9 protein-coding genes are annotated in these 11928 nt (G+C 59.2%); 6 read left to right on the plus strand and 3 right to left on the minus strand.

Annotated features, from left to right (window positions below; translation table 11 throughout):
• Positions 1 to 39 precede the first annotated feature (39 nt).
• Genes CLV85_RS08915 through CLV85_RS08925 form a run of 3 tightly spaced genes read left to right on the plus strand, consistent with a single transcriptional unit; the run spans position 40 to position 3397 of the window.
• Positions 40 to 1041 (plus strand): substrate-binding domain-containing protein, encoded by a 1002-nt coding sequence (locus CLV85_RS08915; RefSeq protein ID WP_100389169.1) that lies wholly within the window; start codon positions 40 to 42, stop codon positions 1039 to 1041.
• Positions 1042 to 1056: 15 nt separating this feature from the next.
• Complete coding sequence (locus CLV85_RS08920) at positions 1057 to 2571, plus strand: sugar ABC transporter ATP-binding protein (protein ID WP_100389170.1); 1515 nt, start codon at positions 1057 to 1059, stop codon at positions 2569 to 2571.
• 28 nt (positions 2572 to 2599) lie between these two features.
• Positions 2600 to 3397, plus strand: coding sequence for a cyclase family protein (locus CLV85_RS08925; RefSeq protein WP_205030347.1), 798 nt, complete (start codon positions 2600 to 2602; stop codon positions 3395 to 3397).
• Between the two features lie 26 nt (positions 3398 to 3423).
• Here CLV85_RS08925 and CLV85_RS08930 read toward each other — a convergent pair whose 3' ends face one another.
• Positions 3424 to 4827, minus strand: a complete 1404-nt coding sequence (locus CLV85_RS08930) for a threonine/serine exporter family protein (protein WP_229820195.1) — start codon at positions 4825 to 4827, stop codon at positions 3424 to 3426.
• A gap of 192 nt (positions 4828 to 5019) precedes the next feature.
• On the opposite strand from CLV85_RS08930, the gene CLV85_RS08935 reads away from it, so the two are divergent.
• Positions 5020 to 5976 (plus strand): DUF368 domain-containing protein, encoded by a 957-nt coding sequence (locus CLV85_RS08935; RefSeq protein ID WP_100389172.1) that lies wholly within the window; start codon positions 5020 to 5022, stop codon positions 5974 to 5976.
• A gap of 386 nt (positions 5977 to 6362) precedes the next feature.
• Here CLV85_RS08935 and CLV85_RS08940 read toward each other — a convergent pair whose 3' ends face one another.
• A complete protein-coding gene (locus CLV85_RS08940) occupies positions 6363 to 7547 on the minus strand; it encodes a DNA cytosine methyltransferase (protein WP_100389173.1) in 1185 nt (394 codons plus the stop codon).
• Between the two features lie 126 nt (positions 7548 to 7673).
• On the opposite strand from CLV85_RS08940, the gene CLV85_RS08945 reads away from it, so the two are divergent.
• A complete protein-coding gene (locus tag CLV85_RS08945; RefSeq protein ID WP_100389174.1) occupies positions 7674 to 9848 on the plus strand; it encodes an ATP-binding protein in 2175 nt (724 codons plus the stop codon).
• Positions 9849 to 10071: 223 nt separating this feature from the next.
• Here the strand turns inward: CLV85_RS08945 and CLV85_RS13530 are convergent, their stop codons facing one another.
• A complete protein-coding gene (locus CLV85_RS13530) occupies positions 10072 to 11145 on the minus strand; it encodes a helix-turn-helix transcriptional regulator (RefSeq protein ID WP_229820194.1) in 1074 nt (357 codons plus the stop codon).
• Between the two features lie 77 nt (positions 11146 to 11222).
• On the opposite strand from CLV85_RS13530, the gene CLV85_RS08955 reads away from it, so the two are divergent.
• Complete coding sequence (locus CLV85_RS08955) at positions 11223 to 11837, plus strand: hypothetical protein (RefSeq protein ID WP_100389175.1); 615 nt, start codon at positions 11223 to 11225, stop codon at positions 11835 to 11837.
• The last annotated feature ends 91 nt before the right edge of the window (positions 11838 to 11928 follow it).

Below are 11928 nucleotides of genomic sequence, written 5' to 3' on the forward strand. Positions count from 1 at the left end.
CCCGCACAAACACAGCAACACACATATCAAAGGAGAATCATGCGTGTATCTAAACCCATCATCGCCGCAGCGGCTATGGCAGCGTCAGCGCTGGTGCTGACCGGCTGCTCTATCGATGGAGCCGACTCAAGTGGTGCAAACCCTGAGATCACGGTTGCGGGGTGTGAGGGCGCCAACGTCGCGTACATCACCTCCGCGACGAGCGTGGCCTTCTGGCGTTCGCTGTCAGTCGGCATCCAGGATGCTGCGGCAGACGCTAACGCTGAGGTCACGGTCTACGATTCAGACAACAGCCAGAGCAAGCAGCTTCAGAATGCTCAAGATGCGATTACTGCTGGCGTTGACGCCATCATCTTGTCGCCGACTGACACTGCCTCGGCTCCGGCCGTGCTGGATGCAGCTTCTGCTGCCGGCGTTCCCGTCATCATCGCTGATATTGGCACCGATAGCGGCGACTATGTCTCGCTGATCAAGACTGACAACGTTGCAGCGGCAGAGGGTGCCGGGGAAGAGCTCGTCGCAGCCCTGCAGGCCGCAGGGTTCGACGAGGGCGAAGTTGGCATCATTGGCATCTCGCAGACTCGCCAAAACGGCAAGGACCGCACCGAAGGGTTCTCCGGGCCGGTTGAAGCAGCGGGATACACCATCGTGCCCCTGTTGGAATCAGCTGATTACACCCGTTCGGAAAGCCTCGGATTCACTCAGGACCTCCTGGCTGGACACCCTGACCTTCTCGGCATCTTCACCGAGCACGACGAAGCAACTCAGGGCGCGCTGACCGCAATCGATGGAGCAGAAACCCCCATCGTTGTTGGCTTCGACGGCAGCCCCGATACGCTGGCATCCATCAAGGCGGGTGACGTAGCCGCTGCAGCGATGCAGCAGCCCGTGCTGATGGGTCAAGAAGCTTTCACGGCAGCGTGCAGCTTCCTTGACGGCGAAGACGTTGATGCAGAGATCAGCGTCGAGACGATCTTGGTCACGACCGAGAACGTGCTCGCCATCGAAGACCAGGTACAAGACACCGTTTTCAAAGAGTAGACATCGAGAACTGGCATGACTGTTAACATTCCACTCCTCGAAGCTTCGGGGATTCAGAAGAGCTACGGTGCCACGCGCGCTCTGGCCGGTGTCAACTTTGACATCGGCCGGGGCGAGGTCGTCGCACTGGTCGGAGAGAATGGCGCCGGCAAATCAACGCTCGGCAAGATTCTTGCTGGCGCGACTGAGATGGATGAGGGCACGGTTTCCGTGAACGGCATGCCAGTCTCCTTCCACTCAACCAAGGACGCTCTCGACCACGGTGTCGCGATCGTTCTTCAAGAGTTCAATCTCATTCCTGAGATGACTGTGGCGGAGAACCTTTTCCTCACCCGCCCCACGGGCTACCGCTGGGGATGGTGGAAAACTCGCAAGTCGCAGGTTGACCAGGCCTCGAAGGCTATTGCGGACGCGTACATGGACTTCGGCATTGATCCCGAAGCTCTCGTATCTGAACTCAGCGTTGCTCAGCAGCAGATCGTTGAGATCATCCGTTCGCTATCGGTCGACGCTCAGCTGTTTATCTTGGATGAGCCTTCCGCCGCCCTCGGGCGTCGCGAGACTGATTCGTTGCTGCAGCTCATTCGCCGACTCCGCGACGATGGCCGCTCGGTAATCATTGTGACCCACCGTCTCGATGAGGTTTACGCGGTTGCTGACCGCATCTTTGTTCTTCGCGACGGCATCGCCCGCGGAGAGTTTGATCCGGCGAGCACCAGCACCGACGAGCTCGTGGCAGCAATGGTGGGCCGTGCTCTCGACAAAGAGATGCACGAGGCTCGCACGATCCAGACGCCCGGTGATGCAGTGCTCACGGTCGACAAACTTGTTGTTCAGGGCTCGTCATCCGAGTGCTCGTTCCAGGTGCGCCGCGGCGAAATCGTGGGAGTAGCGGGGCTCGTGGGCTCCGGCCGTACCGAGCTGATCCGCGCTATTTTCGGGGCAGATCCGGCGGTCAGCGGCACGGTGGTGTTGGGCGGCACGACAGGCGTCATCCGCTCGCCGCTCGCTGCTGTTCGCGCTGGCGCTGCCATGGTCTCGGAAGACCGCAAGCAGCTCGGCCTTCACACGGCACTCACTATCCACGACAACGTTGTGCTCTCCTACTTGGCGAAGTACGGCAAGTTTTGGCTCAATCGCAAGAAGCTCGATGCCGATGTTGCGCAGCAGGTCGATGACCTGCGCATTAAGATCGGCGGAAGCTGGTTGGACGCCGGCGTGCTCAGCGGAGGAAACCAACAGAAGGTCGTGTTGGCCAAGTGGTTACTCTCCAAGCCCGAGCTGCTGATTCTGGATGAACCGACTCGCGGAATCGATGTTGGTGCTCGCGCTGAGTTTTACAGAGTGGTCGACGATCTCGTCGCTCAGGGCATGGCGGTGCTGATGGTATCGTCCGAGATGCCTGAAGTGCTGGCGCTCTCTGACCGAGTGCTTGTGATGAGCAAGGGTGCGATCGTCACTGAGCTGAGCCGAGAAGAAGCAACCGAGGAACGAATTCTTTCCTTCACCGAGGTCATGGCCGCCGCGTAAGCGTTGGCCCAAAGAGAACGGATACCCGATGGCTTTCCCCCACGGCACAATTGTTGATCTCACCCTTCTCTTGGCAGAGGAGCTCCCCTGCACCTGGCCGGGCCACATGCCCTACCAGCAGAAGACGTTCAACTTCTTTGAGGATGGCGGAACCACCGAGGCTCATCTCCAAGCCCACTGCGGCAGCTACCAGACGCGGTGGCTCCTCATAGACGAGCACACGGGAACCCACATGGATGCGCCGGCGCACTTCCTCCCGGGTTCCCACACCGACATTGACGGCGCTTCGGAGGTCGGCGACATAACGGCCGAACATGTTCCGCTTGAACAATTAATGGGCCCTGCCGTCGTGATCGATATCGAGTACTTATTGGATGCCGAGATGGCACCCGGCGTAAGCCCAGCAATCACTGCCGACCACATCCGCGATTTTGAGCAGGCGCACGGCGAGATCGCTGCTGGAGACATCATCCTGTTCCGCTCGCGGTGGGACGAAAAGCACTACCGCGCTGGCATCGACGGACGTGCCTACGCGCATGACGGCGTGATCTTGAAGACCGGGCCGGCCTGGCCTGCACCCATCGCTGAAACGCTCGTTTACCTGATCGCTAAGGGTGTGCGCTGTGTCGGTACGGACAGCCCCAGCATGGGTTCGGCCCATGACGGCAGCGGCGTACACCTTGCTGGTCTCGGCAACGGGGCCATCTTCATCGAAGCGCTGGGCAACCTCGGTGCACTGCCCACTCGCGGGGCGGACTTCATCTTTGCGCCGCTCAAGGTAGCGCGCGGCAGCGGAGCACCGGGACGCGCATTCGCATTCGTCTAGATTTGCAACCGGGCGGGCTCACGCAGCTAGCGCGGCGTGCGCGACCGCTTCAGCGCGAGCATGGCCGCGCGGTCGAAGCCGAAGGTGCGACGAGCAATGAAGCCGCCAATAGTGGTGCCTGCAGCCAAACCGAGGCCGGTGGCGAGTGCCATCACCATCGAGGGCAGCGCTTCGCTGACCCCAAACTCGGAATCCATGAGCGCGTAGATACCGCGGTACAGGGCGAGACCGGGCAGCAGCGCGATAATGCCGACCATGTTGGTGGCGCCTTCTGGCACCTTCAGCCAGCGGTAAAGGAGGTAGCTCACGACGCCGGCCGCTGTTCCGGCAATGGCAGGAGCAAGCCCGGGCGACGACGCCAAGGGCAGCACGAACCAGTAGACGGCGTATACGAGGGCGGCACCCATCGCCATGATCGGGAGCAACCGCATCCGCACATAAGAAGCAAGGGCGAAGCCGACGGCGATGATGGCCGAGCCGATCATCCCCGAGACAACACTGCGGCTGTCCCCCAGCGAGTCACCGATCGCCACGGGAATTCCGAGGCGCAACGAGATGCTCAGCACGATCGAGATGCCGACCGCGAGACCGAGCGTCATCATGATGACCTCCATGCCGCGAGCAGTGGCGGTGACGTAGTAGCCGCCGATCGCGTCACTGGCCGCAGACGTGAGGCCGACACCGGACAGCAGCATGATGATTCCGGAGATTACAATCACGGTCGGGCTGTTCGATCCGGGGATATCGATGCCGATTGACCGCAGCCAAAACATGAACACCGCAATGAGGCTGATGACGCCGGCAGCAGCCATCTGGGCGAAGAAGGCGGGGACAGACAAGCGCTCAAGACGACGCGTCATTATGTCTGAGATGGCGGCGGATGCTGCAGCCACAAGCACGAGCACGAAACTGGCACCGAAAATCACAACGACACCTGCCGCGAGGATCGCCTTACCGGCGGTCACGACCCAGCGACGGTACGGATGCGGCGTGGTCAGAATCGCGCTCAGCTGCTCGCGCGCTTCATCCACATCGCCGGGGCCATCGGGGCCGGTGATTTGGTCGATGAGCCAGTACACGTTCTGCAGGCGCGTGTAGTCGATGGTGCGCACCTTCACGATGCGCATGATCGACATGGGGTCTTCGTTCATTCCGCGGTGCACCGAAACGGTGAGCGACGTGAAGGTGATGTCGACGTGCATCCCGCTAACGCCATAGGCAGTGCTGAGGCGCAGCACGGTTGCAACGACGTCGGCCGCGGATGCCCCGGTCGCCAACATCGCTTCGCCCGCGCGCAAACAGAGATCGATTACCGAGCGCGCATGACGCTGCGACAGCTGCTGTTCGTTGCCCGGCAAAGAGAGGAGTTGAGTGGGCGCATTGTTGGTGCGCAACGCTCCCCCGGCCATAGTGATGAGGGATCGGCTCACTCGCTGTTGAAATGTCCGCAGTCGGTTGCCGTTGCCCTTAGTCACCCGTCAAGGCTACGGGCTATCGGGTGCCCGCCGATACCCGGCTGCACGTTCAGCCTTCGCCACCTAAACTAAATCGACCTCCCCGCGCTGGGGCAGCACGCTGCCTCGACTTGCGCGTGATGACTACGAGAAGAAAACGAGTTCGCGATGGCCCGTCTGCACCCCGTCATACGCACTGTTGGCGACGCCTTCCGAGGCTCACTGATTGGCTTCGCTGAGATCGTTCCCGGAGTCAGCGGCGGCACCATCGCCCTTCTGGTCGGCGTGTACGACACCCTCATCGACGGCGCCGGGCATCTCGCTCGCGGTGTGGCTCTTGCTGTTGCGGATGGCGTTCGCGGTCGCGGCTTCTCTCGTGCTGGTGCGCACTTCCGTTCGGTGCGCTGGAACGTCGTGTTACCTATCGGCATCGGGATGCTCCTCGCCATCGTCGCTGGCGCGGCAGTGCTCGCTCCCCTGCTCGAGGCTTACCCCACTGGCACTCGCGCCGTCTCGGCTGGCCTCATTGCGGCATCCCTCATCGTTCCGGCCCGCATGGTTGGCGGACGCTGGACCTTCCTCGAAGTCATCGTCGGCCTGCTCGCCGCCGGCGTCGCCGTTGCCCTCACAAGCTTGCCGCGTGGCGGGGATGTCGAACCTGCGCTGATCATTGTGTCGTTCGCAGCAGCGTTGGCGGTCTGCGCTCTCATCCTGCCCGGAGTATCGGGCTCCTACCTTCTGCTGATCCTCGGGATGTACGCCCCCACACTCGCGGCCGTCAACGACCGCAACTTCGCCTACCTCGGCGCGTTCATCGTCGGTGCGATCGTCGGCCTAGGCCTCTTCGTCTCGGGCCTGCAGTGGCTACTGAAGAACCGCCGCCGCATCACCCTCGTGATCATGACAGGCCTCATGCTCGGCTCGCTGCGCGCCCTCTGGCCCTGGCAAACCGAGTCAGGCGAAGTCTTGGCACCCGAAGGCGACCTCGGACTCGTACTGATCCTCATCGCCATCGGAGCCGTGGTCGTGCTGGGAATTTTGGCCGCAGAAGCTGCGCTCGTGAAGCGGCGGATGCTCTCGCCCGAGATCGTCGCTGATCCTGAGCCGCATGACGCTCAGGTGTAACGGTCGTTCGCCTCAATGCGCGATGTCGAAAACCGTAAGATTCAATTCTTCTCATTCGACAAGGCGCTAGGTCATTTCGACACTTTGAGCATGCGGCGGCCTAACAACGGCACAGCTCGTTGCAGTCTAAACTCGCTCAACCTTTGGGATTCTTCTGCGAATGCGACGGCCGTTCGTTTTGTAACGATCGAGACGTGGGGATCGTTCGGACGTCAATACACGACCTAAGTTTTTAGGCCTGGCTGGAGCGTTACGGTTTTGCTCGTGAGCAACGAAAAACTTCCTCTTTCGACCCGCCGCCCAGACCGTCGCAACGCAGTTCGGAAAGGCGTGCTCCACATTCGATCTCAAAGATTCATCACGTTCTCGAGACCCACACACCGATCTCACCGGCTCGATGAGAGCGGGACTTCTTTGGCAATTCCTGTGCGGAGCGCTGGGATGATGGCGTTTCTCGCTAGCCACTCTACAACCGGGACACAAACTGCGTCACCGAAACCGGAGTAAATATCCCGTGTCTTTTGATCTGACAACTCGAAATAGGGCGCACCCATTAGTTTGGCGTATTCAGCGGGGGTCATCCAACGCACGCCCACCTTCCCTCGGCCCGCGAGAACTACAGCTTGAACTGACGACCCCCCGCTCGCAGTCCTGAGACAACCCGCGATGTCGTCGCGTCGGATCTCCCAGCGCGCCGCCCCATTCCGCATACGCCGAAAAGCGGTTCTGAAGGTTGGTTCATCCTGAGAAGCGAGGTGGGCCAAACGTGTTGATTGGATTGCTGTCAACGAACTTGTAAAGGACGCAACCTTCGTCTTGTCCCACCAACGGATGTCGTGCTCATCCACCCGGTCAGCCAGTGCTGAGAAGCCAGATGCAAGAAGCTCCGGGGGCTCAGGAAGCGCCGCCCGATGCGTGCGTAAAGCAGGATCCGCAAAAACCCACTCGAGGGCATGCGGACGCAATACCGAAGGGCGCGGATCCTCGATGACCTTTCCGAGAACTGCCAGCAAAAATAGTCGGGGCCGGGACTGCGGGACAAACCTTCGGGCATCGATTGACAGTACATCCACCGAGTACCCAAGCCCGTTTAGTGCAGATATCGCGGTTGAGAGGTCTCGCCCTTGGTTGCTGTTCGCGAACCCAGTGACGTTCTCGATCGCGAGCACTTTTGGCTTATACGTTCCTAGCGCAGAAATGTTTCTAATAAAGCTCCAGTACGCCGCGCTAGATCCGGCATGAATGCCGCCCCGTGCGCCCGCTAGAGAAAGATCTGTGCAGGGAAATGAAGCCCAGCCAATATCTACTCCGCTAGGCATTTCCTCCGCAGAGACATCAGCAAGATCGCCAACGAAGAGTTCATGCCCTGATTCGTCATCTCCGAATTGCGAACGAAACAGAGCAGCCTTCTTCCGGGAAATATCGTTCGACCAAACGACTTCGATTCCAGCATTCTCAAGCCCTATTCGTGCCAACCCGATACCGGCAAAGTATTCGCTGGCGCGCAACTTACCCATTCTTGTGTTCTGCAACGCTTGCCGCCTCAACAATCCCGAAAACTCGAGGGCCATGACCAAACATTCGACCCGAAATATGCACTCTAGTCGCGTAGCTGGAATGTGGACTATTTCAGCTCTCTAGATACGCCCCTTGACTCCGTCAGCGTGCGCACCGATACTCTGGCAGCGGAGGTTCGAATGAGTGATGAGAATTCTGTTGAGTTTAGTTTCAGCTGGCTTGCGCTTCGGCTGTTGGGGAGAGGACTGTACTCAAATCCTTGGAGTGCATTATCCGAGCTTGTCGCTAACGGGTTCGATGCGGGCGCGGACACGGTCTATCTATACATAGATATGAAAGACAAGACAAAGGCGACTGTCGAAGTATTTGACAATGGCACGGGCATGGACGTTGACGGCCTAAGACTTTACGCGACAGTGGGGTACGACAAACGAGCCGCTGCGCAAACATCACTCGATGCTCAGATGAAAGACGATGACGGCGACGTCATCGAAAAGCCTCCGGCTACCGATTACATGGGCCGAAAAGGCATCGGCAAATTAGCGGCCTTATACCTATCCCAGGAATTCTTCATACGAACGAAGACCAATACCTCAGACACAACATGGACACTCGACGCTGGAGCGGCATCCAATGAGCCGGACGGGATCCCATCTCTACAACGCTCAGAAGGCTTGCCGCCGAGTCCAGTCTTGGGCAGGTGGGAGCCGTTCGATACGGGGACGTTCGTGAGCCTCCGCAACGTCGATTTGCGCGGGTACGGTGAGCAAGGGCTGAAGATGCTACGCGCTCGACTCGCGAACCAATTCCTGCTAAAAGCACGAGATAAGAATGAGTCGACTCGCGAGATCAAAGTTCGGGTAGATGGCAATGACGATACAAAAGACTCTGACTTTAAACGAGCTCAAAAACGAATCGCGTTCGGCAACTTAGCCTACGTGGAAGCCAATTTTCCCAACTATGCGGACATGCCTAATCAGCTCACTAGCGAGGCAGCCGAAGTTCTCTTGCCCGCGCCAGGCTTGTTGGACAAAATGTACCGGCACGAACGCTCGATCCATCGTTTTGTCGCAAGCCCCGATACGGCAAGCCCTGAGTGGAAGAATATTGCGGAACGGGTTGATATCGAAAAGTCCGAGTTCGACGGGTACAAATACGAACTAACTGGCTGGCTAGGTGTGCACGCGAGTATTGAGAAAGATGCGGCGCGACTGAACGACCCGTTATTTGACAAGAATCGTTACTATAACCCCGCACAAATACGACTCTACGTTCGAGGAAAGCTGGCGAGCGATCGCCTTCTCGGGCAACTCGGCCTCACCGGAACCTACACAAACTACATCGAAGGCGAGATTAGTTTCGACTTCCTAGACCACGATGAATTCCCCGACATCGCCACATCAAATCGCCAGGATTACGATGAAACCGACGGCAGAGTAAAGCTGCTTCGCGCATTGCTCAGGCCTCTCGTGCGCGGGCTCGTCAGCAAGCGACAGAATCTCGCGAAAGAAATTCGGAAGCTCGAATCCGACCGCAAACAGAAAGCCGCAGCCGCGGGAAAAGAGCAATTCGCCAAGACGCTCAACAGCGACCTTGCCAGCATGAGCGAGCTATCGGAAGACACGAGAAACGAAATCCAATTTCTCGCAGTCAACAAAATCAAGGGGGCGGTAGAAGCCAAGACGGATTACCGAATTTTTATCTCGCACTCAAGTGCCGACGCTGCATTCACGAACTTCCTGTACGAACTCTTGCTTTCTCGTGGAGCCCAGCCGAACGAAATCTTTTACACATCGAAGCCCGATGAAATATCGCAGTACAGCGACCCGAACGCGCTCGCGTCCGTGGTGCGAGAGTCAATCAGATCGGCAAATACACTTCTTTTCTACTTTGTGAGCCACAACTTTCGAGCGAGTCAATACTGCATGTTCGAGGGGGGAGCCGGCTGGGTTACCCGCTCAGTTAGGGAGTTCCTAATGCTCTCGACGACCTACAGTGAGATTCCGAACTTCCTGACACAGGGCGAGTCCCAGATGAGTTTGCTGGATAGCACAGGTGGAATTACTCTCCGCCCAGACCTTCACAATTACATAATCGAATGCCTACTGAACCCGATGATTTCACACCTCAATCGAGGTCGAGAGATTGAGGGAACAAAGGAGATGAACCTATTCGAGAAGAGTGAGTTCCCGACGCAAGTTATCTTGGATCGTGAAAATAAGGTGAAGGAAGATTATTTCGATCCAACAATTGTTGAGCACTGGGCTTCGCATATCGGGCCGAAAGCTACCGAATATATCGCGCTCCGCGCTAAAGCAAGCAGGCGGGCGAAAGCAGCCAGCGACGCTGAATAGAACTTTCTCTGCCCCGACTTCGCGTGAGAAAGTTGCGGGCTAGTTGGACTGTGTTCTCGCGCCGAGTCAAGCCGTCATGAAGACGCTCAATCGTTTTTGTCCGGAGCGCGGAATCCGCGGCGAAGACCCTCTAGCTGCCTGTTAGCGTTTGAAGCTTCTCCGCCACCACAGGGCTTTCGTTTCGGATAGACGAGGGAAGAATCAGTTGCCGCGAGAAGGAATCTTATTTATGTCGCTGGTTATTTATCGGCGACGAAACGGGTCGACTCGCTCCAAAACTGGTGAGTTCACGCAACCGCAGCACCGCCGCAGCCCGACTAGTGACCTGCAGCACCCGAAACACTCCTTCGAGGTGCTTCTTCACGGTCGACTCCGACATGCCTAGTTCGCGCGCGAGCTCGTTGTTCGAACCTCCGGTGCGCGCGAGCGTGAGCAGCACTTCGGCCTGACGAGGGGTGAGGCCCGCCACCAAGAGCGCGTTCGTGTCGGCAGCGACATCCTGTTGCCGGCGCAAGAGCAGCACCGTCGGGCCTAGCCGCACCGGATGCACGATGCAGTGCCACCGGTGCGTGCCGATGAGCACATCGTGACGAGAATCGCTGCCCGGCGCTTGCGCGGTGTCGGCAATGATCGACGCGAGGCTGTCGGGAACCCGGGCTCCGGCATCCAATACCATCGACGACGACGCCTCCACCACGCCATCCGAGCGCACCGAAACGACCGCCCAGGCGTAGCGATCCATCTCCGCATCCACGAGGCGGGAACGCTCAGCGTCAAGCGAAGAGCGGTGGTGCATCGCGAGATGACCGCTCAGGGCGTCCATGACGGCAACGTCGCGATCGCTGAACTCCCCCATCTGCTCGCTACGGTTCAGTGCATAGGCGACCACGACATCCGGCGGCGACGGCAGCTGTGTCACCAGCTGAAAGCGCACACCGAACGGGCCGTAGAAGTGGCGGTAGAGGTCAGTTTCGGTGACATCCGCGCCGCCCGCAACATCGCAGAAGCGGATAGCGCCGAGCCCGCGCTCGGAGTTCGCGGCGGCGTTCAACGGATGCTGGTGAAAGTACTTGTCGTACTCAGGCTTGAGCCGGGTCGCTTTAGCAACTTCGCTGGCGGGCGACATGACGTACCGAAAGTCGCGGGTGGCGAGCACCATGTCATTGAAGGATGCGCTGTCGCAGTCGATGATCTCGCGCACAGCCTCGAGCACATCCGCAAATTCGAGGGGCGGATGCTGCGTGAGCCGGCTGGCAACTCGCAAGACCGCTTGCGCGTCAGAATCGCTAAGTCCCATGCTCAAACACCCTACTCGCGCGGCTACGCCGAAAGACGTATTGCACAACCACTCCGCCGGCGAGGAACCTTGATCTCATGACAACTGCGCACTCGTCCCTCATGCCGTCTCCTCTTTCTTGGGTGCGCACAGCGCGGGTCGCAGCAATCGCTCTCGCTGTCAGTGCCACGCTCGCGGCCTGCTCCCCCGCCGCTGACGAGCCCGCAGACTCTGCGACGACAGAAGAATCCACGACGGATGAGACCACAGGCGACGAGGGAACCCCAGACGAGCCTGCTGCTGGCGGCTTCACGTCCGATGATGTCGGCAACGCCACGCTGCGTATCAACGGCGTCGAGTTCCCCGACTTCACTGGGGACTGCGATATCAGCCGTCAGGCGGGCAGCGAAGACGTCGGAGACCTGACCATGCCTGGTCTTTTCATGATCCTCGCCCTCGACAACGTGAAAGCGCACGAAGAGATGTCGATGAACTTGGTGTCGGTGGCTGACGGCGGGTTCAGATTCGGTGACCTCACCGGAGCTGCCGGCGTCGGCAGCCCCGCCAAGGGACAACTCACGCCGCAGTCCGAGCTCGGCGCACGAACAGCTGACGGCAGCCGTGACATCGTCGAAGTGCGCTGGGCAGGCGAGTTCGAAGACGGCACTCCGATCGAGGCAGATGTCGTCTGCGAACTGCAGAACAAGCTCTAGTTCACGTACTCATTCGGCGGCTGTCTCGCGACACGCGCGAGTGCTGCTCACGCCCCACCGCCGGGCCAGAAGGCAAGGCTCAGCCAACTGG

This window comes from Salinibacterium amurskyense (genome assembly GCF_002797685.1).
Classification (GTDB): Bacteria; Actinomycetota; Actinomycetes; order Actinomycetales; family Microbacteriaceae; genus Rhodoglobus; species Rhodoglobus amurskyensis.

Bases quoted from the DNA above. Each gene is read 5' to 3' on its own strand.
- CLV85_RS08915 (WP_100389169.1), top strand. From the start codon at position 40: ATGCGTGTATCTAAACCCATCATCGCCGCAGCGGCTATGGCAGCGTCA.
- CLV85_RS08920 (WP_100389170.1), top strand. From the start codon at position 1,057: ATGACTGTTAACATTCCACTCCTCGAAGCTTCGGGGATTCAGAAGAGC.
- CLV85_RS08925 (WP_205030347.1), top strand. From the start codon at position 2,600: ATGGCTTTCCCCCACGGCACAATTGTTGATCTCACCCTTCTCTTGGCA.
- CLV85_RS08935 (WP_100389172.1), top strand. From the start codon at position 5,020: ATGGCCCGTCTGCACCCCGTCATACGCACTGTTGGCGACGCCTTCCGA.
- CLV85_RS08940 (WP_100389173.1), bottom strand. From the start codon at position 7,547: ATGGCCCTCGAGTTTTCGGGATTGTTGAGGCGGCAAGCGTTGCAGAAC.
- CLV85_RS08945 (WP_100389174.1), top strand. From the start codon at position 7,674: ATGAGTGATGAGAATTCTGTTGAGTTTAGTTTCAGCTGGCTTGCGCTT.
- CLV85_RS13530 (WP_229820194.1), bottom strand. From the start codon at position 11,145: ATGGGACTTAGCGATTCTGACGCGCAAGCGGTCTTGCGAGTTGCCAGC.
- CLV85_RS08955 (WP_100389175.1), top strand. From the start codon at position 11,223: ATGACAACTGCGCACTCGTCCCTCATGCCGTCTCCTCTTTCTTGGGTG.